This is a genomic window from Streptomyces sp. NPDC055962, from assembly GCF_042270185.1.
Lineage (GTDB): Bacteria > Actinomycetota > Actinomycetes > Streptomycetales > Streptomycetaceae > Streptomyces.
Genome location: NZ_JBHJYN010000007.1, coordinates 337,933 through 362,795, shown reverse-complemented (window position 1 = coordinate 362,795; position 24,863 = coordinate 337,933). Strand labels below are relative to the sequence as shown.

Here is a 24,863-nt window from a genome sequence, read left to right as displayed (position 1 = left end):
CGGGTGTCCGTCCTAGCTCTGGTGGCCCTCGTAGTGCGCGACCGCGTCAGCGGTGCGTCCCGCTCCGTACACCCTGAGGAACTCTGCCAGCTCGGGGTGGGCCGGGGCGAGGGCGTCCGCCGCATCGATGATGTCGCCGGCCGCGGCGACCGAACGCAGCAGCGACTGGATCTCGCGGACCACGCGCCGCACGGTGGGAGCACCACCGGTGGTGGAGGTCTGGCCGGTGTTGGTCAGGACCGAGCCGCCCTGCGACTTCTTGATCTCTTCCATCCGGTCGGTGGCCTCTCCCGCGCTGACGCTGCCGTCCGCCACTTGGCTGGCCAGCTCCTGGAGTGCCTGGACCCGCTGGACGACCGCAGGGTTGCCGATCTTGGCGCGCTGTCCGCTCATGAGCTGCGAGAGCATGGGTGCGGACAGCCCGAGCACTGCCGCGAGGCGTGCCTGGTTGAGACCGAGATCATCGATCAGCCTGCGGAAGAGCGCCCCCAGCGGTTCTCCGTACCAGCTGCGCTGGAGCTCCCGGGCTCTAGCCGTCGCCTCTTGCTGCGCTGCGTCCATTGCGTCTCCCCTTCGCTGCGGCTTCGCTGCTGCGAACCTTGCCGTGCATCTTACGGAGAGCGGTTGCCAGCCGGGAGTCCCAATCCTTTTGCAGGATTCGGGGGGTCACCCGGTACTCTGTTCTGCGACGGACATCGCACCATGGATGTGGTCCACGGTGTCCGCTTTTCGGGGCCTTAGCTCAGTTGGTAGAGCGCTGCCTTTGCAAGGCAGATGTCAGGAGTTCGAATCTCCTAGGCTCCACAGCAGAACGCCCCTGACCTGTTGTTTCACCAGGTCAGGGGCGTTCTTGTGTCGGAGGGGCGGACCAGGGCCGGAAGACGTACCGGCTCCGTCCGTGACCGCGCTCAGGGGCGTAGCCCGATCACGGTGATCTACGGGTCGGCTCGCACCCGGAACGGCGGGCCGAAAGGGTCCGGCACCGCTTGCGACGTGCAGCTGGTTGTCGTCGACCTTCTTGAGGCGCGTGGCCGTGGGTGTGTCCGGAGAGGCCGAGCGCGGCGCCCTGGTGACAGATCTCCGTGCGTTCGGTGAGAAGCGGTGATCTCCCCAGGCCGGGACACCATTCCGGATGGGGGGCCCGGAGCCTCGCGCCGTGCCCGTGGCGACGCCCGATTCCCGGGGCTGGGGTCGCCGAGTGACGACGCGGCACCCGAAGGGGTCCTCTCTGTTTCACGTGAAACAGGGGGACGCTCTGTTTCACGTGAAACGGTCATTGCTGGGATCTTCGTGTGTTCGCCGCACTCTCGCGTCCTGAGTGATTCGGGCCGTCCTGCGGACGCCGCCGCCGAGACTCCGGCTCGGGCGGCCGCCCGAGCCCTGGGTCCGGTCACCGAGGAAATCGGAAGCCGTGGCATCGAACTGCAGGACGATCGTCTTTAAGGAGCGCCGGCTCTGCCCAGGGAAGCTGTACGCGTTGAGGGTCGAGCTCGGACAGGGGAAGCCCACCTGCCCGAGCTCGTGCGCGTCAACGCCGTGCACCCGCTCCGTGAGCGCCGCACGCCCCTCCTTCGAACGCTCGCCGACAGTGGCCGAGAAGTGGAAGCGCTCGACGCCTACACGCGGATCCACGAGAGTGGCTGGTCCAGGAGTGCAGTGTGGATCCGGGTGCAGAGCTCAGGGATGCGCACCCGTTCGTCCTGAGTGGGGTGCGTACGGATGGGGCGGACTCGGGATGTTCCTGTAACGCCTCATCAGCTACGCGCCACCCTGAGGGACTTCATGGGAGGGGCGGACGGGATCGCGCAGATCACGGACCGTCCGCGTTCCGGGAAGATGCCGGTCGTCCGTGTGAGGGGCACCGCAGAGCCGGCAAGAAGACGCCGGCCGCGCACTGCGCTCACAAGGTGGCCGAGGGCTTCCCCGATGGTCAGCTCTTCGTCGGTCTACCGGCCCTTGACCGCCTCGGCGTATCGGATCCGTGCGAGGTCCTCGGGTCGTTGCTGCACGCGACTGAGGCAGGACGTCCCGACCGACTGCCTCGGTCTGATCGCCACCACCCGACGCTCGCTGATCGTCCTGGACAACCGCTGCCGACGCCGACCACGCGCGGTACCCGCCCCCCATCCCGTCCGGCTGATCGCCCTGTGGAGGGTGGAGCCCTGCCTGGTCCGCGAGGCGCCGCGCCACGCCGGGCCACCCGCACGCCGCCGCGCTCCTCGGCGCCGGTCTTGCCCTCAGTCGGGGGCACCGTGGACTCCGACTACCTGAAGCCTGGCCCAGGCTCTTCTCGGTGCTCTGAAGGAGGTCGCCCGTTTCCCCCTGTCCGGCAGGAATCGGGGTGACAGAGGGGCTGGGAGGTCGAGCCGCTTCGAGACTCTGCGCCTCGCATGCGGTCCCCACTTCCACCGGACCGAGCAGCATGCTCAGGCGGGCCTGTGCAGCACGGTCCTCGAACCGTTCCCCGGGTCGGCTGAAGGGTCCTCACACGCAGCATGGAAAGAGGGGCGCCGGACGACCTCAAGGTCGTCCGGCGCCCCTCGCAGGCGTCGTTCCCGGCGCTCCGGGTCAGCGCTTGTCGTCGCGGTCGGTGCCGTCCACGGGGTCCGATCCGGCTTCCGCCTCGTCCTGCTTGGCGCGCACCTCCGGGTCGAGCACCGTCCGGCCGCTGCCGTCGACCGAGGTCAGCGGGGCGCGGTCATCGGCGACATCCGTAGGGGCGGGCGGCTCGACCAGCCAGTCGGGGTTGGCCTGCTTGTCCCACCACTTCCAGGCGGCGAAGGCCCCGCCGGCCAGGACGCCGAGCACGAGGAAGCCCTTGGCAGCCCGGCCTGCCTTGGCCCGGCGCTCATGCTTCCTGACGAGCTTCTGGATCTCCTTGGCCGTCACCTGCCCGCGCAGGGCGGCCAGCGCCGCCGTGCTGCGGGCCGTGGCCTCCTCGGCCAGGGGCCGGCTCGCGGCCACCGCGTACTCGACGCGCGGCACGGTGTAGTCGGCCGCAGTGCGGGCAGCGCTGCGCGTCCGGACGGCTGCCTTGTGCGCTGCCTCGTCGACCTTGGGAGGCACGTGGGTCAGCGCCTGTTCGATGCGTGGTGCGAGATGGGCGCCGTACTGGACGCGGGCTTGCGCGGCTGCCTTCGACACCTTCGGCGCGAGCCGGGCGCGAGCCTCCTGCGCGTAGTGCGCGGCCTGTTCCTTGGCCGTGTCGGCGTAAGGCGCCACCACTTCCGCGGCGTGCTGCGCGCTGTCCTTCGCCGAGTAGGTTGCGGCGCGCACGCTGTCGATGCGGGTCACGGGATCCTCCTCCTTGGTGGCGGGTAGGTACTCCGCCTATCCACCCAATTCGAAATCATGCCCGCTGGGGCCTAGTGCGCCATGCGGGACGGGCATCCGGGTCATGAGCGTCATTCTCTGGCAATACGGTGCAAAGGCAGCGTGTCGCCGACGATGCCACGGTTCGTGTCGGCGTGCTCCGTGGTGTCGGGCAGTTGGCCGCACCTGTCGCGCGGTACGTGTGGAAAAGGTGCGGGAAAGCGGGCAACAAGGTGAGCGGCGTCCCTCCCCGGGCCGTGGTCACGCTGGAGAGGAGTCCCCCCGTGCGAGGATCGGAGGTCATCAGCGAAGACTTACGGAAGGCAGATCGTGGCCGAGGAGCTTTACGCCACTTTGAAGACAAGCCAGGGCGACATCGTGGTCCGGCTCCTGCCGAACCACGCGCCCAGGACGGTCAAGAACTTCGTCGAGCTCGCCACGGGCGAGCGTGAGTGGACCGACCCGGCGACCGGCAGGAAGTCCACGGACAAGCTGTACGACGGCACTGTCTTCCACCGCGTCATCAGCGGCTTCATGATCCAGGGCGGCGATCCGCTGGGCAACGGTACGGGGGGCCCCGGGTACGAGTTCGGCGACGAGTTCCACCCCGACCTCGCCTTCACCAAGCCGTACCTGCTGGCGATGGCCAACGCCGGCCCGGGAACCAACGGTTCGCAGTTCTTCGTGACGGTCTCGCCCACCGCGTGGCTGACCGGCAAGCACACGATCTTCGGAGAAGTCGCCGACGAGGCGGGCAGGAAGGTCGTGGATGCCATCGCCGCTGCCCCGACCAACCCCCGGACCGACCGTCCGCTGCAGGACGTGGTGATCGAGTCGGTCGTCATCGAGACCCGCTGATCCGGAGCCCACTGACCCGGAGCCCGCTGACCTTCCGGCCCGCCGGGCGTAGGGGACTCTGGTCCGTCGGCCACCCCCGTCGGGAACCAACCGCCCTGCTCGTCCGTACTGCTACATAACGGGCGAGCGGGGCGGCCGCGTGTGTGCCGCCTCCACGGACGAGGACCGAAGGGGCCGTGACCGATGGACCAGCAGCCGCCGGAAGACCAGGACAGGTCCGCGGCCGCAGGCGGTCCGCCCACGTGCTACCGGCATCCCGGCAGGGAGACGGGGATCCGCTGTACGCGGTGCGAGCGGCCCATCTGTACGGACTGCATGATCGAGGCATCGGTCGGGTTCCACTGCCCGGAGTGCGTCCGAGAAGGGGCGGGTACGGGACGCCGTCCCGCGGCGCGGCAGCCGCGGACCCTGGCGGGCGGACGTGTCGCCGCCGACCCGAGGCTGATCACCAAGATCTTGATCGGCATCAATCTCGCCGTCTTCGTCGCGGTTCTGGTCGGAGGCCGCCCCCTGCTCGAGGACTTGCTGCTGTTCGGCCGCGTCGGCGGTGAGGGAGTCGCCGAGGGGCAGTGGTACCGGCTGGTGACGTCGATGTTCCTGCACCAGGAGGTTCTGCACATCGCGTTCAACATGTTGGGGCTCTGGTGGCTCGGCGGGCCGCTGGAGGCCGCGCTCGGCAGGGCCCGCTATCTGGCGCTCTACATGCTCTCGGGGCTTGCGGGCAGCGCGCTGACCTTCTGGATCACCGACCCCGCGCAGGGGACGCTCGGCGCGTCGGGCGCCGTATTCGGTCTCCTGGGAGCCACGGCTGTGCTGATGCGCCGGATGAACTACGACATGCGCCCGGTGATCGCCCTGCTCGTGGTGAACCTGGTCTTCACCTTCACCTGGGGCGGGATCGCCTGGCAGGCTCACGTCGGCGGGCTCGTCGCCGGAGCCGTGATCGCGATCGCCATGGTCCACACCCCCCGGGAGCGCCGGAACCTGGTGCAGTACGGCGCCTGCGGGCTGGTTCTCGCGGTGGTCGTGCTGGCCGTCCTTGTCAGGACGGCAGCGCTCACCTGAGCGGAATCCATTGCTCATGTGGTGCGGTTGTCCACAGAGGGTGCCGGATCTTGTGCACGACGTGGGGAACAGGTGTGCCCCTTGTCGCTGAACCGGGTTTTCCCAGTCAGGACAAGGGGCGTACCGTCTCGAGGCGCGTAAGTGTGTAGTCACACCGGCGTCAACTTCGAGGGAAGTTATCCACAGATCGTCTGACCTTTTCCCCCGCCTGTGGATAACTCTGTGGGTAACTTCAGGGCAGAGCTACTTCCACTGCGTGGAAACGCCGAACCCGCCGGCGATGAACCCGAAGCCCACGACGATGTTCCAGTTGCCGAGGGCGTCGATCGGCAGGTCGCCCTCGGTGACGTAGAAGACCACGATCCAGGCCAGGCCGATCAGGAAGAGCGCCAGCATGACCGGCGCCACCCAACTGCGGTTGGTCAGCTTTATGCTCGTCGACTGCTTGGCCGGCGGAGGCGTGAAGTCTGCCTTCTTGCGGATACGTGACTTCGGCACGAGGGACTCTCCTGTCGATGCGCTGCGTGACCGCGCAGGGATCTGTGGCTGGCGCCGGGGCGCGAGGGGGAATGCTGCCTCCCCGGGGCGTCCGTTAGCGTAGTGCTTCCGTGGCGCCTAAGGAGATAAGGGTACGTTGAGCAATTCTGCCGACTCTCCTCGAGGCCCGGCCCGGCGCATGTCCCGATGGCCGGTCCAGGGGCTGACCGCTGCCGTTTTCGCCCTGGCGGGACTGATTTTCGTCACCAGTGCGAACACGGCCAAAGGGACCGATATCCGGACCGACTCCTCCCTGTTGAAGCTCTCCGATCTCATTCAGCAGCGCAGCGAGAAGAATGCCGAACTGGACGAGTCGACCGCCTCCGTGCGGGCCGACATCGACGCCCTCGCCCGCCGCGACGACGGGAGCACTCGCGCCGAGGACGCCAAACTCGACGCCTTGGAGAAGGCCGCGGGCACCTCTCCGGTCACCGGCGCGGCCCTGTCCGTCACGTTGAACGACGCCCCGCCGAACGCGACCGCCAACCCTGGATACCCCGAACCCCAGCCCAACGATCTGGTCATCCACCAGCAGGACCTGCAGGCCGTGGTCAACGCCCTCTGGGAGGGCGGGGCCCGTGGGATCCGGGTGATGGACCAGCGGCTGATCTCCACCAGCGCGGTGCGCTGCGTCGGCAACACCCTGATCCTGCAGGGCCGGGTCTACTCGCCTCCGTACAAGGTCACCGCGGTCGGTGACCGGGGGAAGCTCCGGCAGGCGCTCGACGACTCCACGGCGATCCAGAACTACCAGCTCTATGTAAAGGCGTACGGGCTGGGATGGAAGGTCGAAGAGGATGACAAGCTGACGCTTCCCGGCTATTCGGGCACCGTCGATCTCCATTACGCACAGCCTGTGAAGTAGCCCCGGAGACCGGGCCCGGCGGGAGGTCGGCGTCCGTGACAGGCGGTGGACCGGCGGCTTTCCACAGCTGACCCACGCCTGTGCCCCGGCCGTTTAGTCTGGTGCCGTACCGAATGGAGGCAACAGCATGTACGGCTGGATCTGGCGGCACCTGCCGGGCAACGCATGGGTGCGGGGCTTCATCTCGCTCGTGCTGGCCCTGGCCGTTGTCTACGCGCTCTTCCAGTACGTCTTCCCCTGGGCGGAGCCACTGCTCCCGTTCGGTGACGTGACGGTGGACGGCGAAGGCACCAGCGGAGCGGGGGCCGGTCAGTGAGCGCACGCATTCTCGTCGTCGACAACTACGACAGCTTCGTCTTCAACATCGTCCAGTACCTCTATCAGCTCGGTGCCGAGTGCGAGGTGGTGCGCAACGACGAGGTGACCACGGCGCACGCGGACGACGGCTTCGACGGGGTCCTGCTGTCGCCCGGCCCGGGTGCACCGGAGCAGGCCGGCGTCTGCATCGAGATGGTGCACCACTGCGCGCGGAGCGGCATCCCCGTCTTCGGGGTGTGTCTGGGCATGCAGTCGATGGCCGTCGCGTACGGCGGCGTGGTGGACCGGGCGCCGGAGCTGCTGCACGGCAAGACCTCCCCCGTACTGCACGAGGGCAAGGGCGTGTTCGCCGGCCTGCCGTCCCCGTTCACCGCGACGCGCTACCACTCGCTGGCCGCCGAACCCACGACGGTCCCGCCCGAGCTGGACGTCACCGCACGCACCGCCGACGGCATCATCATGGGGCTGCGCCACCGTGAACACGCCGTGGAGGGCGTGCAGTTCCACCCCGAGTCGGTGCTCACGGAGCACGGCCACCTGATGCTCGCCAACTGGCTCGAGCAGTGCGGTGACGTCGGCGCCGTCGGGAGATCGGCGGGGCTCGCCCCGGTGGTGGGCAAGGCCGCCGCGTGACCTCACACCGCCCCGGCGCCGGGCAGGAAGGCCCGTACACGCAGGGAGCGTACGAGCCCGACGGCTCGTTCGCGGAGGCGGTGGAGCAGCTCGCGGACCCGCTGAACGATCCCCTGCCGGGGCAGCACACCTCACCCTGGTTGCGGACGGACACCACACCGTCCGACGACGGTTCGCCACAGGCGCCACAGGCGCCTCAGGCGGCGGCTCAGGCGCCTGCGGAGACCCCGGGTGAGTGGTACGACCCGGAGGGGTACCGGAGGGACTGGTACGGGCAGCAGGGGCCCGAGGTGGCTCCCGCGGCGGGGACCGTCCGGGGCACCGCGGTCATACCCGATCCCATGGCGGGGGTTCCAGGCCCCCGAGCGGAGGGATCCGTGCCTCGGGCTGCGGCGCCCGCTCCGGATCCGGGGCAGTCCGTCGCCGACGCGCGGGACACCGCGCTGCGGCCCCGAGCCGACGTCCCTCCGGTCCTGAACGACGAGACCGTGGCCCTGCGGACGGCCGATACGCGGAGGGCGGCCCGGCTGGAAGGCCCCGAAGCCGCGGAGGCCGGTCCCGAACCACTCCCGGCGGGTGGCAGGGCCGAGCGCCGACGGGCGGCCAAGGGCCGCGGGAGACGGCGGGGCGAAGCCCGTCCGGTGGCGGAGCCCGGGGCCGGGAAGCCCGCGGTTCCGATGACACGGCTGGAAGCCCGGCGCGCGGCCCGCGCTGCCAAGGACAGCCCGGCCGTCGTGGCCAGCCGGGTCGTCGGCGAGGTGTTCATCACCCTCGGTGTGCTGATGCTCCTGTTCGTCACCTACCAGCTCTGGTGGACCAACGTCCGCGCCGACCAGATCGCAGGCCGCGAGACGCACAAGATCCAGGACGACTGGGCGAGCGGCGAGCGGAGCCCCGGTGCCTTCGAGCCCGGCCAGGGCTTCGCGATCATGCACATCCCCAAGCTGGACGTGGTCGCGCCGATCGCCGAGGGCATCAGCAAGGAGAAGGTCCTCGACCGCGGCATGGTCGGCCACTACGGCGAAGGCAAGCTGAAGACCGCGATGCCCTCCGCGGAGCAGGGGAACTTCGCGGTGGCGGGCCACCGCAACACCCATGGTGAGCCCTTCCGTTACATCAACAAGCTGAAGCCCGGCGACCCCATCGTGGTCGAGACGCAGGACGCCTACTACACGTACGAGATGACCAGCATCCTTCCGCAGACGTCTCCGTCGAACGTCGCCGTGATCGACGAAGTGCCCCCGGGCTCCGGGTTCACCGGTCCGGGCAGGTACATCACGCTGACGACCTGCACGCCGGAATTCACGAGTACGTACCGAATGATCGTGTGGGGCAAAATGGTCGACGAACGGCCGCGCAGCAAGGGGAAGCCCGACGCGCTCGTCGGCTGACGCGGGCTGGACGACATCACGACAGGGACGGGTGCGGTGGCAGCGAGGACCGAGCAGGAAGAGCGCACCGACGAGCCGTCGGCCCCGGTGCGCCGCTGGAGCCGGCACCCGGTCGCGACGGCGGTGAGTTTCTTCGGCGAACTGCTGATCACGGCAGGGCTGGTCCTGGGCCTGTTCGTCGTCTACTCGCTGTGGTGGACCAACGTGCTCGCCGACCGCGAGGCCGACAAGCAGGGCAACACCGTCCGCGACCGGTGGGCCGGTGGGCCGGGGGCGCTGGACACCAGGGACGGCATCGGCTTCCTCCACGTCCCCGCCATGAAGAACGGCGAGGTGCTGGTCAAGAAGGGCACCGACACCGCGACCCTCAACAACGGCATCGCCGGCTACTACACGGACCCGGTGAAGTCGGCCCTTCCGTCTGCGGAGCAGGGCAACTTCGCGCTGGCCGCGCACCGGGACGGGCACGGCGCCAAGTTCCACAACATCGACAAGGTGAAGAAGGGCGACGCGGTCGTCTTCGAGACCAAGGACACCTGGTACGTCTACAAGGTCTTCGCGGAGCTTCCGGAGACGTCGAAGTTCGACGTCGACGCGATCGCCCCGGTGCCCAAGGGCGCGGGTGTGAAGAAGGCCGGCCGGTACATCACGCTGACCACGTGCACGCCGGTCTACACGTCGAAGTACCGCTACATCGTGTGGGGCGAGCTGGTGCGGACCGAGAAGGTGGACAGGGACCGCACGAAGCCGGCGGAGCTGCGGTAGCCGCCGAGGTCGACGGACAGGGCCCCGGTCACCGAGAGGTGGCCGGGGCCCTGTCCGTCGTCGCGGGGAAGCGGGTCAGTCTCCGCCTGTGCCGGAGGGACCGCCGAAGATGTTGCCGTCCCCTTCGCCACCGAGGGTGGTGAGGGTGACCGTGGAGCCCTTGGCGACCTGCGAGTTGGCCCCCGGATCGGCCCGCATCACCAGGGCGTTGGGCTTGTCGGGCGAGTTGGGGGCCAGTGCCACCACCAGACCCATGCCTTCGAGCACACCCTTGGCCTCCTGGTACCGCTTCCCGACGATGTCACCCGGGATGGTGACCTGCTCGGGCTGGGCCGGTCCCTTGGAGACCTTCAGGACGATCTGGGCGTCCTTGGCCTGCTTGCTCGGGCCTTCCGGCGTCTGGCCGACGACCATGTCCTTCGGCTGCTCCGAGTCGACGTCCTGCCGCGAGATGTTGGTGAATCCGATGGCCCGCAGCTGGGCCTCCGCCTCGGCGTAGGTCCGGGTGAGCGCCGGCAGGTCGAGGAGCTTCTCCTTGGCCACGGTGATCGTGATCTCGGACTCCTTCTCCACCTCGGAACCGCCCTTGGGGTCCTGCGAGATGACCGTGTCCGGGGTCTTGTCCGACTCCGCCGTCTCCACGTTCACCGTGAAGCCCTTGTCCTCCAGCGCCTTGCGGGCGTTGTCCTCGGACTTCTCCAGGACATCCGGTACCTCGACCTTGGGAGCACCGGTGGAGACGACGACCGTGACGGTCTCGCCCGATGCCATCCGGCCGTCGGCAGACGGGGTCTGGCTGCAGATCTTGCCCTTCTCCTGGTCCTCGCAAGGCTCCCTGGAGCCGATCTTCAGCTCGACCTCTGCGTTGGCCGCGAGAGTCTGGGCGTCCTTGACCGTGGAGCCGACCATGTTCGGCACATCGAACTTGCCGCCGTCCCCGCCGTTGTCGCTGAAGACCACGCGACCGATGAGGATGGCGCCGATGAGGACGAGCACGCCCGCGACGACCAGGAGGATCGTCGAGGTGTTGCTCTTCTTCTGGCGTCGCCGGTCCGGACGGTCGTCGTAGCCGTAGCCGCCGTCGTCCGGATTGACCGGGGGCAGCATCGACGTCTGGCCGCCCGGGTCGGCCGCACGGAGGGCGGTCGTGGGCTGGTCGTTGTTGTAGCTGTCGTACCCGCCGTAGCCCGCCGCGCCCATGGCCGCCGTGGCCGCGACCGGCTGGCCGTCGAGGCAGGCCTCGATGTCGGCCCGCATCTCGTCGGCCGACTGGTAGCGGTAGTCGGGGTCCTTGGTCAGCGCCTTGAGGACGATGGCGTCCATCTCGGGCGTGATCTCGGGGTCGAAGTTGCTCGGAGGCTGCGGCTCCTCACGCACGTGCTGGTACGCGACCGCGACGGGTGAGTCCCCGACGAAGGGGGGCCGGACCGCGAGCAGCTCGTAGAGCAGGCAGCCCGTGGAGTACAGGTCGGAGCGTGCGTCGACCTGCTCGCCCTTCGCCTGCTCCGGCGAGAGGTACTGGGCCGTTCCGATGACCGCCGCGGTCTGGGTCATCGTCATGCCGGAGTCACCCATGGCGCGGGCGATACCGAAGTCCATGACCTTGACCTGGCCGGTGCGCGTCAGCATGACGTTCGCCGGCTTGATGTCGCGGTGGACGATCTGGGCGCGGTGGGAGTACTCCAGCGCCTGGAGGATCCCGACCGTCATTTCGAGGGTCCGCTCCGGCAGCAGCTTGCGGCCGGAGTGCAGAAGCTCCCTGAGCGTCGACCCGTCGACGTACTCCATCACGATGTACGGGATGGAGACCCCGTCGACGTAGTCCTCGCCGGTGTCGTAGACGGCGACGATCGCGGGGTGGTTGAGCGATGCGGCGGACTGGGCCTCACGGCGGAACCGTGCCTGGAAGGACGGGTCGCGGGCGAGATCGGCCCGCAGCGTCTTCACAGCGACGGTGCGGCCGAGCCGGGTGTCGTGGGCGAGGTAGACCTCGGCCATGCCACCACGGCCGAGCACCGAGCCCAGCTCGTACCGGCCGCCGAGGCGACGCGGCTCTTCCATAACTGATCCAGCCCTCTCCGTCAGTCCCGACCGCACCCGTGTGTGGTCCGGCGGTGCGCTGCTCGCGCATACGCTACCGGGCACCCCCGGCGTGATCGGCCCGCACCCGTCAGCTGATATCCGACCGGTATCCCAATGTGCTGGTGTGGACAGAAGTTGTGACGGGTGTCACTACTTTCCGTCGAGTACCGCCTTCATCACGTTCTTGGCGATCGGTGCTGCAAGACCGCCACCGGAGATGTCGTCCCGGTTGGCGTTGCCGTCCTCGACGACCACGGCGACGGCGACCGGGGAACCGCTGTCGGTCTTGGCGTACGAGATGAACCAGGCGTACGGCTTCTCGCTGTTGTTGAGGCCGTGCTGCGCGGTGCCGGTCTTGCCACCGACGGTGACGCCCGGGATCTGCGCGTTGGTTCCCGTGCCCTCCGTGACCACGGTCTCCATCATCTGCTGCACCTTCTGGGCGTTCTCCGCCGAGAGCGGCTCGCTGAGCTGCTCCTTCTCGTGCGTGTAGATGACGTCCAGGTTCGGGGCCTGGCGCTGGGCGACCATGTACGGCTGCATGAGCTTGCCGTCGTTGGCGATCGCGGACGCCACCATGGCCATCTGGAGCGGAGTGGCGCGGTTGGAGGCCTGGCCGATGCCCGCCATGGCGTTCTGCGGCTTGTTGTCCTCGGGGTAGACGCTGGCGTCGGCGCGGACGGGGGTGAAGACTTCCTCGTTGAAGCCGAACTTGTCGGCCTGCTCGATCATCTTCTTGTTGCCGAGGTCGTCGCTCATCTTGCCGAAGACGGTGTTGCAGGAGTAGCGGAGGGCCACTCGCAGCGAGGCGTCCTTGCAGGGGATGTTGCCCTCGTTCTGCAGCAGGTTGGTCGACTGCGGGAGCCGCCAGGGCAGCGGCGAGTCGGTCTTGGCGTCGATGTCGGTGTAGAGGCCGTTCTCCAGCGCCGCGGAGGCGGTGACGACCTTGTACGTCGAGCCGGGCGGGTAGGTCTCCCGCAGGGCCCGGTTCAGCATCGGCTTGTCCTTGTCCTCAAGGAGCTTCTGCCGGGCGTCGGAGTCCTTCATGGAGTTGCCCGCGAAGACCGAGGGGTCGTACGAGGGGGTGCTGGCCAGCGCCAGGATGGCGCCGGTCTGCGGATCGAGCGCGGCGACGGCGCCCTTCTTGTTGCCGAGGCCCTCGAAGGCGGCCTTCTGGGCTGCCCCGTTGAGCGTGGTGACGATGTTGCCGCCGGTCTTCTTCTCACCGGTGAACATCGACAGGGTGCGGTCGAAGAACAGCTGGTCGCTGTTGCCGGTCAGGATGCCGTCCTCGAGGCTCTCCAGCTGCGAGGAGTCGAACGCCTGCGAGGAGTAGCCGGTGACGGGGGCCCACATGGGGCCGTTCTTCCAGACGCGCTTGTACCGGAAGTCGCTGTCCGTGGTCTCGACGGAGCCCGTGACGGGTTCGCCGTCGACGATGATGTTGCCTCGCTCGTGGGCGTAGCGCTCGATCTGGACGCGGCGGTTGTGCTCGTTCGCGTTGAGCTCGTCGGCACGGACGTACTGGATGTAGTTGGTGCGGATCAACAGGGCCAGCACGAGGACGCCGCAGAAGATCGCGATCCTGCGAAGTGGCTTGTTCACGGTCGGACCACCTGGGTCATTTCGGCGTCCGGGGACGGTGCGGGAGCAGGGGCTGGACGCCGGGCCGTGTCGCTGATTCTGATCAGGATTCCGATGAGGGCCCAGTTGGCGATGACGGACGAACCGCCGGCCGCGAGGAACGGCATGGTCATACCGGTCAGCGGGATGAGCCCCATGACACCGCCGGCGACGACGAAGACCTGGATGGCGAAGGAGCCGGACAGCCCGATGGCCAGGAGCTTGCCGAAGGGATCGCGAGCGGCGAGCGCCGTACGGACGCCGCGCTCCACCACCAGGCCGTAGACGAGCAGAACGGCCATCATTCCGGCCAGACCGAGTTCCTCACCGACGGTGGCGAGGATGAAGTCGGAGTTGGCCGCGAAGCCGATCAGGTCGGAGTTGCCCTGACCGAGTCCCGTACCGAGGGTGCCGCCGGAGCCGAAGGCCATCAGGGACTTCGCCATCTGTTCGCTGGCCGCTTCCTTGCCCCAGCCCGCGAACGGGTCGAGCCAGGCGGTGACGCGGTCCTGGACGTGCGGCTCGAAGGTGGCGACACCGACGGCGCCGGCGCCGGACATCAGCAGACCGAAGACGATCCAGCTGGTGCGCTCGGTGGCGACGTACAGCATGACGACGAACATGCCGAAGAACAGGAGCGAGGAACCGAGGTCGGTTTCGAAGACCAGGATCAGGATCGAGAAGGCCCACACCATGAGGATCGGCCCGAGGTCACGGCCGCGGGGAAGATAGAGCCCCATGAAGCGACGGCTGGCCAGAGCCAGGGCGTCGCGCTTGACCATGAGGTATCCGGCGAAGAACACCGCGATGATGATCTTGGCGAACTCGCCGGGCTGGATCGTGCCGACGCCAGGGATCTTGATCCAGATCTTGGCGCCGTTCACCGCCGGGAAGAACATCGGAAGGATCAGCAGGAACAGCGCGACCAGCATGGAGATGTAGGTGTATCGCTGCAGGATGCGGTGGTCCTTGAGCACCAGCAGGACGCCGACCATCAGCGCCACACCGACCGCCGAGAAGATCAGTTGCTTGGAGGCGGCCGGGGCGAACGTGTCGAGTGCCTGGAACCGCTCCGACTGGTCCAGGCGCCAGATGATGGCGAGCCCCAGCCCGTTCAGCAGCGTCGCCAGGGGCAGCAGCAGCGGGTCCGCGTACGGGGCGAATCTCCGTACGGCGAGATGTGCCACACCGCCCAGGAGCGCGAGCCCCAGTCCGTAGCCGAGCATGCCGGCGGGCAGTTCGCCGTTGAGGGCGAGGCCCACGTTGGCGTACGCGAACACCGAGATGAGAACGGCGAAGACGACGAGGACCAGCTCGGTGTTGCGGCGGCTCGGCGCGTCGATCGCGCCGATGGTGGTGGTGTTGGTGACAACGCTCATGTGCTGAAGGCCCCCTACGGCTTACTGCTTACCGCACTGCAGGGCCAGCTTCTTCTCTTCCTCCGAGAGGCTGGGGCCGGGAGTGGGAGTCGCGGTCTTGGTCCCCTTGGCGGGAGACGTGGCGGAAGTGCTGTCGGAGGCGGTGCCGGTCTCGCCCTTGTCCTTGGCGGCATTGGTGTCGGCCTCGGCGGCGCGGCGCTGCGCGTCCTTCTGACAGGCGGAGGCCTGTGCTTCGAGCTCGCCGAGCTTCTTGTGGGCGTCGGCGAGGCTGCCCTGGGAGATCGTCGCCTCGACCTTCTTGCGCCAGTACGGCGGAAGGTACTTGAGTTCGATCTTGGTGTCCTCCTCGACCTTCGAGAGGGACACCCAGCCGAGGTCCTGGCTGATTCCGCGGTACAGCGCGACGTTGTCGTCCTTCGCGCCCACGTAGAACTGGGTCTGGGTCCAGCGGTAGCCGCCGTAGACGCCGCCGCCGATCACGGCCAGGGCGAGCACGATGTAGAACGAACGCTTCAGCCACCTGCGGCGGGGGCGGGGCTTGACGAAGTCCTCGTCGGAGTACGCGTCGAAGGCTCCGTCCGGACCGGAGCCGTAGCCCATGTCGTCACCGCTGCCGGGAGGGCCGAAGCCTCCGCTCTGCGGCGGCACGGGACGGCCGAGACCGGCCGCACGGCCCGCCGGTGTCTCCATGGCCCGGCCGTCGTTCGCCTGGGCCGCCTGGTTCTCGGCGACCGCGCCGACGACGACCGGGGTGTCGTTGAGCTGCCCGGCCAGGGTGTCGTTGCTGTCGACGTCCAGGACGTCGGCGACGATGCAGGTGATGTTGTCGGGGCCTCCGCCGCGCAGGGCGAGCTGGATGAGGTCCTGGATGGTCTCCTGCGGGCCCTGGTAGCTGGCCAGGGTCTCTTCCATCGTCTGGTGGGAGACGACGCCGGAGAGTCCGTCCGAGCAGATCAGATAGCGGTCGCCGGCGCGGACCTCCCGGATGGAGAGGTCGGGCTCCACGTGGTCGCCGCTGCCCAGGGCCCGCATCAGCAGGGAGCGCTGCGGGTGGGTGGTGGCCTCCTCCTCGGTGATCCTGCCCTCGTCGACGAGACGCTGCACCCAGGTGTGGTCCTGGGTGATCTGCGTCAGCACGCCGTCGCGCAGGAGGTACGCACGGGAGTCGCCGACATGGACGAGGCCCAGGCGCTGACCGGTCCAGAGCAGGGCGGTGAGCGTGGTGCCCATGCCCTCCAGCTGGGGGTCCTCCTCGACCATGACGCGCAGCTGGTCGTTGGCCCGCTGGACCGCCGTACCGAGCGAGGTGAGGATGTCGGAGCCCGGCACGTCGTCGTCGAGCTGGACGAGTGTGGAGATCACCTCGGAGCTGGCGACCTCTCCGGCCGCCTGGCCACCCATGCCGTCGGCGATGGCGAGAAGGCGGGGACCGGCGTAACCGGAGTCCTCGTTGCCTTCCCGGATCATGCCCTTGTGCGATCCGGCGGCGAAGCGCAGGGACAAGCTCATGCGCACCTCGCCCGTCGGCTCGGGGTACAGCCGGTCTCGAGCCACACTGCCCACCCTCCGGTCGGGAGCCGGGCAGGGTCCGTGGTCAGGACCGCCGCGGCTCGCTCGCTCCGCTCGCTCATTGTCGTACTACTTCCGCAGCTCGATGACGGTCTTGCCGATGCGGATCGGCGCGCCCAGCGGAACAGGTGTCGGGGTGGTGAGCCGGGTCCGGTCGAGATAGGTGCCGTTGGTGGACCCGAGATCCTCGACGATCCACTGGCCGTCACGGTCCGGGTAGATCCTGGCATGCCTGCTGGAGGCGTAGTCGTCGTCCAGCACGATCGTTGAATCGTGGGCCCGGCCCAGGGTGATGGTCTGGCCCTGGAGCGCGACCGTGGTGCCGGTGAGAGTGCCTTCGGAGACGACCAGCTTGGTGGGTGCCCCGCGGCGCTGGCGCCCGGACTGCTGGCGCTGCTGAGGCGGTGCTGCTTGTTGTTGGCGTCCCTGCTGCGGGCGGGTGTCACCGGCAGTGCGGCGTGAGCCGCGCTGTGTGACACGCGTGCCGAACAGGTCGCTGCGAATGACCTGCACGGCCACGATTACGAATAGCCACAGAACAGCCAGGAAACCTAGCCGCATGACCGTCAGGGTCAGCTCTGACATTGCCCCCGCTTCACCCTTCGGCTTGCCGGTAAACGATGGTGGTGCTGCCCACGACGATCCGCGAGCCGTCGCGGAGCGTAGCGCGGGTGGTGTGCTGCCCGTCTACCACGATGCCGTTGGTAGACCCGAGATCCTGGATCGTCGAGGGCGTTCCGGTCCGGATCTCACAGTGCCGGCGGGATACGCCGGGGTCGTCGATCCGCACGTCGGCGTCGGTGCTTCGTCCCATCACCAACGTCGGGCGGGAGATCTGATGGCGGGTGCCGTTGATCTCGATCCAGCGCCGTACCTGCGCGTCCGGCGAGGAGCCGGACGCGGCCGGCTGGCGCCAGTCGCTGGAAGGGCCTCCGGAGCGCCCGGCACCCGGCGGGGCCGGTGGCATGGGCGGGGCGGAAGCCGGCGGGTAGCCGTACCCGCCCTGCCCCTGAGGGCCGGAGGGGCGGTTCGGCTGCGAGTGGGGGGCGGGGCCGCTCTGCGAGCCCTGCTGTGACGAACTCGACGCCAAGGTCCGGCTGCGTACACGGTAGAGACCCGTGTCCAGGTCGTCCGCCTTCTCCAGGTGGACCTTGATCGGTCCCATGAAGGTGTACCGCTGCTGCTTGGCGTAGTCGCGTACGAGGCCGGCCAGCTCGTCGCCGAGCTGTCCGGAGTACGGGCTGAGCCGCTCGTAGTCCGGGGTGCTGAGCTCGACGATGAAGTCGTTGGGCACGACGGTTCGCTCGCGGTTCCAGATCGTCGCGTTGTTGTCGCACTCGCGCTGGAGGGCTCCCGCGATCTCGACCGGCTGCACCTCGGACTTGAAGACCTTGGCGAAGGTGCCATTGACCAGACCTTCGAGACGCTGCTCGAAACGCTTCATGACTCCCATGGGGCACCTCCTCCGGTGTCGTCGTCCCTGTACTGCTTACTGATCGTATCCACGCGTGGGGAAATCGGCTGGTTCCCCTTGTCTGCACAGTGGATGAGTGTCACCTCTCACACGGATCGTAGAGGTGGCCTCCTGACAGTGTCCCGCACTCCGGGTGCACTCAGGAGGAGTGGGGCCGGGCTTCCCGCGTTCCCGGTTCCCCTCGTGGGTCCTGCGAAACAACGGATGTGAATCCACCCTGTCCAGCGTGCTAATCTTCCGTTGTCGCAAGGCGCTCGCACCACACGGTGGGAGAGCCCGAAAACACCACTCATGCGCGAGTGGCGGAACGGCAGACGCGCTGGCTTCAGGTGCCAGTGTCCTTAGGGACGTGGGGGTTCAAATCCCCCCTCGCGCACAACAGGGCAGTCGATTGAGACTGCCGGGTTGGTTCGATAGAACCCCCGCACCGGAGAGATTCGGTGCGGGGGTTCTTCGTTGTGCGGATCCGTCTCGCGGATCTTTCCCGACGGCACGTGCGGGCTGTTCTGTCGGGCGTACTCAGCCACTCGCTGTCGGCCTCGGGGGAGTCCTCCTGGTGCGCGGCGGCTGATCGCCACGGGCGTGGCGTGCTCTGTGACGAAGCACGCACCCTCGGGTGGAGCCGCCCCCGAGGAGTGGCTGTTTCACGTGAAACGTCGGATCCGTGGCGAAGGATCCGGTTCGCGCGACCCTCCGTAACGGGTGGTCAGGCTGCGAGGCGTGCCGCGAGTGCCTTTGCCTTCTCCGTGGCTTCGGCGAAGGCCTGGGTGCGGGATGCGTCGGCGAGGGGGATGAGTTCGGCCATTTCGGGCTTCGAGTGGGCCAGCGTCAGCTCCGGGACGATGAAATCGACTTCGGCGCCGAGCATGCCGGTCAGGACCTTCTCCAGGTAGTTCTGGACGAACTCGAAGTCCTCGCGCGGGGTGCCGGGGGCGTAGGAGCCACCGCGACTGGCCACGACCGTGACAGGGGTGCCGGCCACAGGTCCGTCCGGCCCCGCGTTGTGACCGACGATGATCACCTGGTCCAGCCACGCCTTCAGCGTGGACGGGATGGAGAAGTTGTACATGGGTGCGCCGATGACGACGGCGTCCGCACCGGCCAGTTCTGCAGCCAACTCGCCGCGCAGCGTGTCATCGGCGCCAGCGACTATCGCCGAGGCGTCCAGGTGAGGCAAGGGGGCCGCGGCGAGGTCGCGGTGGACGACCTTCCCGTCGGGGTGCTGCTCACGCCAGCTGGCGACAAAGGCCGCGGTGACCTCGCGAGACGTGGAGCCCTCGGGAAAGGCGGCAGAGTCGATGTGGAGGAGCGTAGCCATGGGGATCTCCGTGGGAGTCGAGTGGTCCGGCGCTGCGCGTGCTCGCGGAGACGGCCGAGCGGCAGGGAGCGAGACGCGGTTGTTGGTGTGCTTTTTCATACGTACCTATTGATAACACAGTCACTTACTTTTTGTAAGCCGCGAACGTCGACGCAGTACTCTGAGGGCATGGCGGAACACAGCGAGCAGACCTGCCGACGGGTGGACGTGGGCATCACTCGCGTCTTCGAGCTGTTCGGGAAGCGCTGGACGGGGCCGATCGTCTCCGTGCTGATGCGGCAGCCGGTGCACTTCGCGGATCTGCGCCGGGCCATTCCGGGCATCAGTGAGCGCATGTTGTCGGACCGGCTGTCCGAGCTGGGTGCGGCAGGGCTTGTGGTGCGCGAGGTCGACGAGGGGCCCCCGCTGCGCGTCGCCTACCGGCTGACGGAGGCCGGTGCCGCCATGGGGCCCGCGCTCGAAGAACTCGGGAAGTGGGCGAACACCTACCTGGCGGACTCGGGGGGCTGCTGACCTCCTGCCGGTTGCGCCGAGGGTGCGCGCGCACTCAGTGGGCCGCCAGGGGTGGGTGCGGGGTGCTTGCCTATCGGGGCGGGGTGCCGTCGCCTGTCGCGTTGTAGCGGAGCAGGTACTCCGCGAACTGCTCGAGATCGTCCGACGACCAGGTGCCGAGGCGTTCGCGGTAGGCGGCGCGGCGACTGGCCTGCGTCGATGCGAGGGCCTCGACGCCGGCAGTCGTGGGGTGCAGTACCTGGATGCGCTGGTCGTCCGGGTCCGGGTGTCGTTCGACCAGGCCCAGCTTCTCCAGTGCCGCGACCTGGCGGCTGACCGTGGACTTGTCCAGCATGTAGTGCGCGGCGAGATCGGTCGCGCGGCAGCCGTGCCGGTGGTCGATGTGGGCGAGCAGTGTGTACGAGACCAGCGGCAGGTCCGGATGGAGCCGTGCTGCGGCCGACCGTGCGCGGCGCGCGAAAGCGGTCAGCTCGCGCTGGATGACATCCAGCGACTCCTCGCGGCCTCGGGGGGTGTCCGTCACATGCATCACCTTCTCGAGATCTTAGTTGTATGCTACAACGAATATGGAGTTGTAAAAGCCAACTATGAGAGGAACGGCCCGATGTCCGCAGGTCCGAGCTCAGGCTCCGGTGCAACCGCCGGGGCGCTGCGCCATGTGCTCAGTCATCTCGTCACGCCGCTGCTGATGTGTATCGGCATGGGGCTTGCCTATCTGGGGGCCTTTCACGCCCCGGAGCCGCACGACCTGCGGGTGGACGTCGTCGGCTCGGGGGTCAGCGCGCAGGTGCTCGCGCAGACCCTGCAGGACAAGGGCGACGGCGCGTTGAGCGTGCGAACCGTGACCGACCGCGACATCGCGGCCGACCATCTGAGGACGCAGCAGAGTTACGGCGCCTACGTCCCGGGCGCCCACCCCGAACTGATGGTGGCCACCGCGTCGTCGGACACCAGCGCGACGGTGGTGCAGAAGGTCTTCACCGACGTCGCCGCCGGACAGGGCTCGCCGCTCCAGGTGACGGACGTGGCACCCACGGCGGGTGGGGATCCGACCGGACAGGGGATCTTCTTCCTGCTGGTGGCGGTCAGTATCGGGTCGTACGCGTCGGTCGCGGTGATCGGCGGTGCCGGTGCGGTGCTCGCCCTGCGGATCAGGGCTCTGCTGGCCATCGGTACCTCCCTGCTGGTCAGCCTGATCGGCGCGGCGTTCGCTGGGCCGGTGTTCGGTCTGGTGGACCACGGCCTCGGCGGGCTCTGGGCGATGGCATGGCTCTATTCGGCGGGGATCCTGCTGATCGGGGTCGGGCTGCACACGTTTCTCAAGCGGTGGACCACGCTCGGCGTGATGCTGCTCTTCGTCATGCTCAACTTCACGAGTTCCGGTGGCATCTTCCGGCCCGAGCTCCAGCCGGGCTTCTTCGGATCCCTGCACTCCTTCTGGAACGGGGCCGGTTTCGTCGAGGGAGTCCGCAGCCACGTGTACTTCGGTGGGCATGCGCTGGGCGGTCACCTGCTGGTGCTGGCGCTGTGGTTCGCGGCCGGCGTGGTCGTCATGGGGGTGGCGGGGACGGCCGAGGCGAAGCGGCGTCGCGTGGTCGAGGAGCGGGCGCGCGAGGCCGCGGCCGCTGCGCGGACGGCCGCCGGCGTCGAAGAGGAGATGGAGGAGGCCGTCGGGGTATGAGGCGGCGGGGTGCCCGGGCTCGTGAGGTGGTCGGCGGCATGCCCGGGACCGCGATGGTGGTCGGGTGTGTGGCCGGGACCGCGATGGTGGCTGAGGACCGTGGCTGCGGTGCCTTGGCTCGCACGGTGGTCGTCGGCGCTGCTGTTGCTCCTGGGCCCTCGGACGCGGAGTCGGGGTGCCGGGACGATCCCACAGGGATGACAGGTGCGGGGTCCGGACATCGACGAGGTTGTCCACAGGGTCGCTCCCAAGTTGTCCACAGGGGAGGACGGTTGTCGCGCACCGGTTGTACCGTCGTCCGCAGTTGATGTTGACCGAGTGGGTCGGCTGGACGAAGGCGGGGGAGGCGGCGCTCCATGGGCGAAGTCGAGGCGATGGTGCCGGCGCAGCGGGCTGAGGAGGACGGGCGCATTCCCGTCGTTCCCGGGTTCGCGCGGCGCGTGGCCGGAGGGGTGCGACCTACGGGAGCCGGGGCGGTGTCCCCGAAGTCGGCCGGCAAGGCGCTGAGGCTCAAGGTGCCCCGGGCCGCCCACAGTTCCCTGGCCCTGCCCGCAGGGAGGCCGGACGCGCTGCAAGCGGTCGAGGAATCGAATCGGGGCCGGGTGCCGGGCCTGACGCCCATACGGGTGGGGCGGATGGCGGCAACGCCCTTCGCGTTCCTGCGCGGTTCGGCCGGCCTGATGGCCCACGACCTGATGGGCACGCCCGTGACGGGGGTGGGCGCCCAGCTCTGCGGCGACGCGCACGCAGCCAACTTCGGTCTGTACGGCGATGCGCGGGGCAATCTGGTCATCGATCTCAACGACTTCGACGAGACAGTCTTCGGACCGTGGGAGTGGGACCTCAAGCGGCTCGCCACGTCGCTGGTGCTCGCGGGCCGGGAGGCAGGGGCGGACGAGGACACCTGTCGCCGGGGCGCGTACGACACGGTGGGCGCCTACCGGCGCACGATGCGGCTGCTCGCCGGGCTGCCGGCACTCGACGCGTGGAACGCCATTGCGGACGAGGAGCTCGTCTCCCACACGGACGCACGGGACCTGCTGGGGACCCTGGAGCGGGTCTCGGCCAAGGCGCGGAACAACACGAGTGCCCGCTTCGCCTCCCGCTCCACGGAGGAGTGCGAGGACGGGGGCCGTCGCTTCGTCGATGCGTCGCCGGTGCTGCGCCGGGTGCCGGATGCGGAGGCCGCGGCCGTCGCGGCGAGTCTTGAGGGCTACCTCGGGACACTCTCGGAGGACAGGGTTCCGCTGCTGGCCCGCTACGCGATCCACGATGTGGCGTTCCGGGTGGTCGGCACGGGAAGTGTGGGGACGCGGTCCTATGTGGTGCTGCTGCTCGATCACCGTGGCGAGCCGCTGGTCCTCCAGGTGAAGGAGGCCCGTCCGTCGGCGCTCACGCCCTATCTCCCGCGGGCCGGCTTCGAGGTGCCCGCCGTGGCGCACGAGGGGCGCCGGGTGGTGCTCGGCCAGAAGCGGATGCAGGTGGTCAGCGACATACTCCTCGGCTGGGCCGAGGTGGACGGCAGGCCGTACCAGGTGCGCCAGTTCAGGAACCGCAAGGGCAGTGTGGACCCCGCCGCCCTGGCCGCGGACCTGGTGGACGACTACGGGCGGATGACGGGGGCGCTGCTGGCCCGAGCCCACGCACACAGTGCTGATCCTCGTCTGCTGGCGGGCTACTGCGGGAAGAGTGCAGAGCTGGACGCGGCGATGGCCGACTTCGCCGTGACGTACGCGGACCGCACCGAGGCGGACCACGCGGAGCTCGTCAAGGGTGTCCGATCCGGGCGAATAGCCGCAGAGCTCGGCGTCTGAGCGGGCCACGCGGTCACCGGGTGTCTTCACGGCCCGGGCGGTGGCCATACGCTGGACGGGTGACCCACGAAGCCGCCGGGGTGCCGACCACCCGGAACGACGAAGACCGCCAGGACCAGGAGCGGCAGGACGAGCCGCAGAGCGCCCAGCACGAGCCGCGGAGTGACGTCCGGGCGGATCCGGGCGATGCGCCGCAGGCGGGCTCCGCAGGCGAAGCGGAGCGTGACCCGGCCGCGCCCACGGGCAGTGAGGTGGGCGACGACGCGGGTGACGCCGGCGCTCCTCGGCCCGAGGAGCGGCTCGCCAAGGCCGTGAGGGTGGCCGAGCAGGCGCTGATCGAGTTCGAGATCGCTGTGGAGACCTTCCGGGTCGAGGTGGAGAACTTCTCCAGGCTGCACCACCAGAAGCTGGGCCCGATGTACGCCCGCCTGGACGAGCTCGATGCGCAGATCGCGGAGGCTCGGGCCGCTAGGAGCGGCGATCCGGAGGATCTGCGCAAGGCCCAGGAGGCACGGGCGATCGTCATGCCGATGCCTGGGGTCGACGAGCTCTTCCACGACTGGATGGACTCGGACGGTCTCTCGCCCGAGGCGTCGGCCATGCTCACCGAGCAGCCCGTCAGGCCCCCCAAGCGGGTCAGGCCCGGTGAGGAGGCGCGCAAGCTCTACCGCGAGCTGGCCCGTCAGGCCCACCCTGATCTGGCACCCGACGAGACGGAGCGGACGCGGCGGGACGAGTTCATCGCCCGGGTCAACGCGGCATACGGGCGCGGCGACGTGGCGTTGCTCAAGGAGCTGGCCGCCGAGTGGGCAGCGGGACCCGTGACGCCGGAGCTGCGTCTGAGTGAGAGCGAGGAGCTCTACGCGCGGCTGGAATGGCTCAGCCGCCGCAAGGAGCTGTTGACGGTCCTGGCCCAGGAGCTGGAGGAGAGCGCGATCGGCTCGATGCTGCGGATGGCTCCGGACGACCCCGACCGGTTGCTGGACGACATCGGCGAGAAGCTTCTGGCCGATGTGGCTCAGCGTGAGGCCGAGCTGGCAGGGCTGGTGCAGTAGCGTTCCGGATGACTCTGGCGCGTACGTACGAGAGAAGGCATACCCATGAATTTCGCTCCGCTGCCCTCGGTGGACGTCGCGGCGGTTCCGTCGGACGGCTTCGTGCTGGACGTCCGGGAGGACGACGAGTGGGCGGCCGGGCATGTCGAGGGCGCGCTGCACATCCCCATGAGCGACTTCGTGGGTCGCTTCGGTGAGCTGACCGAGGCGGCCGACGACGGCCGGCGCGTGCATGTGATGTGCCGGGTCGGGGGGCGTTCCGCCCAGGTCACCCAGTATCTCGTGCAGCAGGGGATCGACGCGGTGAACATCGACGGCGGCATGCTCGCCTGGGACGGCGCCGGGCGCCCGATGGTCACGGACAACGGAAGCTCGGCCTTCGTGCTCTGACGGCCGCCTCGGGCCTGCCCTTCCTTGGGTTCCCGGCGTTGTCTCGGCGCGACCCCCGTCGCTCCCGGCGTTGTCCCAGCTCTGTGCTGCGAGCGGGGTCGCCCCCTGCTGCGGGCGGTCCCGGTGTCCTCGCTACGGGCAGGGTCGCCTTGGCCGCCAGGGGCATCACAGAGGGCTCCTCGGGTGGGGACCTGAGCGGACTGCCGACGGGGTCCCTCAGC

General features: G+C 68.8%; 24 protein-coding genes and 2 tRNA genes. 15 read left to right on the top strand and 11 right to left on the bottom strand.

Annotated elements, in window-relative coordinates; translation table 11 throughout:
• Window positions 1-12 precede the first annotated feature (12 nt).
• A complete protein-coding gene (locus tag ACFC51_RS22380; protein WP_376378507.1) occupies window positions 13-561 on the bottom strand; it encodes a helix-turn-helix domain-containing protein in 549 nt (182 codons plus the stop codon).
• A gap of 170 nt (window positions 562-731) precedes the next feature.
• Here ACFC51_RS22380 and ACFC51_RS22375 point away from each other — a divergent pair.
• Both ACFC51_RS22375 and ACFC51_RS22370 read left to right on the top strand, forming a co-directional pair.
• A tRNA-Ala gene (locus ACFC51_RS22375) sits at window positions 732-804 on the top strand.
• A gap of 651 nt (window positions 805-1,455) precedes the next feature.
• On the top strand, window positions 1,456-1,704 hold the full coding sequence (locus ACFC51_RS22370) for a BTAD domain-containing putative transcriptional regulator (RefSeq protein WP_376378546.1): 249 nt from the start codon (window positions 1,456-1,458) through the stop codon (window positions 1,702-1,704).
• 864 nt (window positions 1,705-2,568) lie between these two features.
• Here ACFC51_RS22370 and ACFC51_RS22365 read toward each other — a convergent pair.
• A complete protein-coding gene (locus ACFC51_RS22365) occupies window positions 2,569-3,294 on the bottom strand; it encodes a DUF5324 family protein (protein ID WP_376376310.1) in 726 nt (241 codons plus the stop codon).
• Between the two features lie 348 nt (window positions 3,295-3,642).
• Here ACFC51_RS22365 and ACFC51_RS22360 point away from each other — a divergent pair, with 348 nt between their 5' ends.
• Both ACFC51_RS22360 and ACFC51_RS22355 read left to right on the top strand, forming a co-directional pair.
• Window positions 3,643-4,170, top strand: coding sequence for a peptidylprolyl isomerase (locus tag ACFC51_RS22360; RefSeq protein ID WP_376376308.1), 528 nt, complete (start codon window positions 3,643-3,645; stop codon window positions 4,168-4,170).
• A gap of 183 nt (window positions 4,171-4,353) precedes the next feature.
• On the top strand, window positions 4,354-5,235 hold the full coding sequence (locus ACFC51_RS22355; protein ID WP_376376306.1) for a rhomboid family intramembrane serine protease: 882 nt from the start codon (window positions 4,354-4,356) through the stop codon (window positions 5,233-5,235).
• Between the two features lie 243 nt (window positions 5,236-5,478).
• Here ACFC51_RS22355 and crgA read toward each other — a convergent pair whose 3' ends face one another.
• A complete protein-coding gene (gene crgA / locus ACFC51_RS22350; RefSeq protein WP_031090433.1) occupies window positions 5,479-5,733 on the bottom strand; it encodes a cell division protein CrgA in 255 nt (84 codons plus the stop codon).
• Between the two features lie 178 nt (window positions 5,734-5,911).
• On the opposite strand from crgA, the gene ACFC51_RS22345 reads away from it, so the two are divergent.
• The 5 genes from ACFC51_RS22345 to ACFC51_RS22325 all read left to right on the top strand — a co-directional run bounded on the left by ACFC51_RS22345 (window position 5,912) and on the right by ACFC51_RS22325 (window position 9,744).
• Complete coding sequence (locus tag ACFC51_RS22345; protein WP_376376304.1) at window positions 5,912-6,637, top strand: DUF881 domain-containing protein; 726 nt, start codon at window positions 5,912-5,914, stop codon at window positions 6,635-6,637.
• 127 nt (window positions 6,638-6,764) lie between these two features.
• Complete coding sequence (locus ACFC51_RS22340; protein ID WP_031090437.1) at window positions 6,765-6,953, top strand: hypothetical protein; 189 nt, start codon at window positions 6,765-6,767, stop codon at window positions 6,951-6,953.
• Complete coding sequence (locus ACFC51_RS22335; RefSeq protein WP_376376302.1) at window positions 6,950-7,588, top strand: aminodeoxychorismate/anthranilate synthase component II; 639 nt, start codon at window positions 6,950-6,952, stop codon at window positions 7,586-7,588. Before ACFC51_RS22340 ends, ACFC51_RS22335 begins: the two co-directional genes overlap by 4 nt.
• Window positions 7,585-8,979, top strand: a complete 1,395-nt coding sequence (locus tag ACFC51_RS22330; RefSeq protein ID WP_376376300.1) for a class E sortase — start codon at window positions 7,585-7,587, stop codon at window positions 8,977-8,979. Before ACFC51_RS22335 ends, ACFC51_RS22330 begins: the two co-directional genes overlap by 4 nt.
• Before the next feature lie 36 nt (window positions 8,980-9,015).
• Complete coding sequence (locus ACFC51_RS22325; RefSeq protein ID WP_376530396.1) at window positions 9,016-9,744, top strand: class E sortase; 729 nt, start codon at window positions 9,016-9,018, stop codon at window positions 9,742-9,744.
• 75 nt (window positions 9,745-9,819) lie between these two features.
• On the opposite strand, the gene pknB is transcribed toward ACFC51_RS22325, so the two are convergent.
• The 6 genes from pknB to ACFC51_RS22295 form a co-directional block, all read right to left on the bottom strand.
• The gene (gene pknB / locus ACFC51_RS22320) at window positions 9,820-11,805 is read right to left on the bottom strand and encodes a Stk1 family PASTA domain-containing Ser/Thr kinase (protein ID WP_376376296.1); all 1,986 of its coding nucleotides are present in this window, start codon (window positions 11,803-11,805) and stop codon (window positions 9,820-9,822) included.
• A 171-nt stretch (window positions 11,806-11,976) separates the two neighbouring features.
• Complete coding sequence (locus ACFC51_RS22315) at window positions 11,977-13,431, bottom strand: peptidoglycan D,D-transpeptidase FtsI family protein (protein ID WP_376376294.1); 1,455 nt, start codon at window positions 13,429-13,431, stop codon at window positions 11,977-11,979.
• Entirely contained in the window at window positions 13,428-14,828 is a 1,401-nt protein-coding gene (locus tag ACFC51_RS22310; protein WP_376376292.1) for an FtsW/RodA/SpoVE family cell cycle protein, read from the bottom strand. The genes ACFC51_RS22315 and ACFC51_RS22310 overlap by 4 nt, the downstream gene beginning before the upstream one ends.
• A gap of 21 nt (window positions 14,829-14,849) precedes the next feature.
• Complete coding sequence (locus ACFC51_RS22305) at window positions 14,850-16,337, bottom strand: Stp1/IreP family PP2C-type Ser/Thr phosphatase (protein ID WP_376376290.1); 1,488 nt, start codon at window positions 16,335-16,337, stop codon at window positions 14,850-14,852.
• A 129-nt stretch (window positions 16,338-16,466) separates the two neighbouring features.
• Complete coding sequence (locus tag ACFC51_RS22300; RefSeq protein WP_103760635.1) at window positions 16,467-16,982, bottom strand: FHA domain-containing protein; 516 nt, start codon at window positions 16,980-16,982, stop codon at window positions 16,467-16,469.
• A gap of 10 nt (window positions 16,983-16,992) precedes the next feature.
• The gene (locus tag ACFC51_RS22295) at window positions 16,993-17,850 is read right to left on the bottom strand and encodes an FhaA domain-containing protein (RefSeq protein WP_376376288.1); all 858 of its coding nucleotides are present in this window, start codon (window positions 17,848-17,850) and stop codon (window positions 16,993-16,995) included.
• A 314-nt stretch (window positions 17,851-18,164) separates the two neighbouring features.
• Here ACFC51_RS22295 and ACFC51_RS22290 point away from each other — a divergent pair.
• Window positions 18,165-18,247, top strand: a tRNA-Leu gene (locus ACFC51_RS22290).
• Between the two features lie 330 nt (window positions 18,248-18,577).
• Here ACFC51_RS22290 and ACFC51_RS22285 read toward each other — a convergent pair.
• Window positions 18,578-19,189: an FMN-dependent NADH-azoreductase gene (locus ACFC51_RS22285; RefSeq protein WP_376376286.1), complete on the bottom strand. Its 612-nt coding sequence runs from the start codon at window positions 19,187-19,189 to the stop codon at window positions 18,578-18,580.
• 168 nt (window positions 19,190-19,357) lie between these two features.
• On the opposite strand from ACFC51_RS22285, the gene ACFC51_RS22280 reads away from it, so the two are divergent.
• Window positions 19,358-19,702: a winged helix-turn-helix transcriptional regulator gene (locus ACFC51_RS22280; RefSeq protein ID WP_376376284.1), complete on the top strand. Its 345-nt coding sequence runs from the start codon at window positions 19,358-19,360 to the stop codon at window positions 19,700-19,702.
• Between the two features lie 70 nt (window positions 19,703-19,772).
• Here ACFC51_RS22280 and ACFC51_RS22275 read toward each other — a convergent pair whose 3' ends face one another.
• A complete protein-coding gene (locus ACFC51_RS22275; RefSeq protein ID WP_376530427.1) occupies window positions 19,773-20,231 on the bottom strand; it encodes a MarR family winged helix-turn-helix transcriptional regulator in 459 nt (152 codons plus the stop codon).
• Between the two features lie 75 nt (window positions 20,232-20,306).
• On the opposite strand from ACFC51_RS22275, the gene ACFC51_RS22270 reads away from it, so the two are divergent.
• The 4 genes from ACFC51_RS22270 to ACFC51_RS22255 all read left to right on the top strand — a co-directional run bounded on the left by ACFC51_RS22270 (window position 20,307) and on the right by ACFC51_RS22255 (window position 24,642).
• Window positions 20,307-21,383 (top strand): hypothetical protein, encoded by a 1,077-nt coding sequence (locus ACFC51_RS22270; RefSeq protein ID WP_376376318.1) that lies wholly within the window; start codon window positions 20,307-20,309, stop codon window positions 21,381-21,383.
• Between the two features lie 356 nt (window positions 21,384-21,739).
• Window positions 21,740-23,197: a DUF2252 domain-containing protein gene (locus ACFC51_RS22265; protein ID WP_376530393.1), complete on the top strand. Its 1,458-nt coding sequence runs from the start codon at window positions 21,740-21,742 to the stop codon at window positions 23,195-23,197.
• 59 nt (window positions 23,198-23,256) lie between these two features.
• Entirely contained in the window at window positions 23,257-24,252 is a 996-nt protein-coding gene (locus ACFC51_RS22260; protein ID WP_376530391.1) for a J domain-containing protein, read from the top strand.
• Between the two features lie 45 nt (window positions 24,253-24,297).
• Window positions 24,298-24,642 (top strand): rhodanese-like domain-containing protein, encoded by a 345-nt coding sequence (locus ACFC51_RS22255; protein WP_376376278.1) that lies wholly within the window; start codon window positions 24,298-24,300, stop codon window positions 24,640-24,642.
• Window positions 24,643-24,863 lie beyond the last annotated feature (221 nt).

Coding starts and splice junctions, on each gene's coding strand:
- ACFC51_RS22265 (WP_376530393.1), top strand. CDS start 21,740: ATGGGCGAAGTCGAGGCGATGGTGCCGGCGCAGCGGGCTGAGGAGGAC.
- ACFC51_RS22270 (WP_376376318.1), top strand. CDS start 20,307: ATGTCCGCAGGTCCGAGCTCAGGCTCCGGTGCAACCGCCGGGGCGCTG.
- ACFC51_RS22310 (WP_376376292.1), bottom strand. CDS start 14,828: ATGAGCGTTGTCACCAACACCACCACCATCGGCGCGATCGACGCGCCG.
- ACFC51_RS22305 (WP_376376290.1), bottom strand. CDS start 16,337: ATGAGCTTGTCCCTGCGCTTCGCCGCCGGATCGCACAAGGGCATGATC.
- ACFC51_RS22340 (WP_031090437.1), top strand. CDS start 6,765: ATGTACGGCTGGATCTGGCGGCACCTGCCGGGCAACGCATGGGTGCGG.
- ACFC51_RS22280 (WP_376376284.1), top strand. CDS start 19,358: ATGGCGGAACACAGCGAGCAGACCTGCCGACGGGTGGACGTGGGCATC.
- ACFC51_RS22285 (WP_376376286.1), bottom strand. CDS start 19,189: ATGGCTACGCTCCTCCACATCGACTCTGCCGCCTTTCCCGAGGGCTCC.
- ACFC51_RS22345 (WP_376376304.1), top strand. CDS start 5,912: ATGTCCCGATGGCCGGTCCAGGGGCTGACCGCTGCCGTTTTCGCCCTG.
- ACFC51_RS22255 (WP_376376278.1), top strand. CDS start 24,298: ATGAATTTCGCTCCGCTGCCCTCGGTGGACGTCGCGGCGGTTCCGTCG.
- ACFC51_RS22300 (WP_103760635.1), bottom strand. CDS start 16,982: ATGTCAGAGCTGACCCTGACGGTCATGCGGCTAGGTTTCCTGGCTGTT.
- ACFC51_RS22355 (WP_376376306.1), top strand. CDS start 4,354: ATGGACCAGCAGCCGCCGGAAGACCAGGACAGGTCCGCGGCCGCAGGC.
- ACFC51_RS22380 (WP_376378507.1), bottom strand. CDS start 561: ATGGACGCAGCGCAGCAAGAGGCGACGGCTAGAGCCCGGGAGCTCCAG.
- pknB (WP_376376296.1), bottom strand. CDS start 11,805: ATGGAAGAGCCGCGTCGCCTCGGCGGCCGGTACGAGCTGGGCTCGGTG.
- ACFC51_RS22295 (WP_376376288.1), bottom strand. CDS start 17,850: ATGGGAGTCATGAAGCGTTTCGAGCAGCGTCTCGAAGGTCTGGTCAAT.
- ACFC51_RS22275 (WP_376530427.1), bottom strand. CDS start 20,231: ATGCATGTGACGGACACCCCCCGAGGCCGCGAGGAGTCGCTGGATGTC.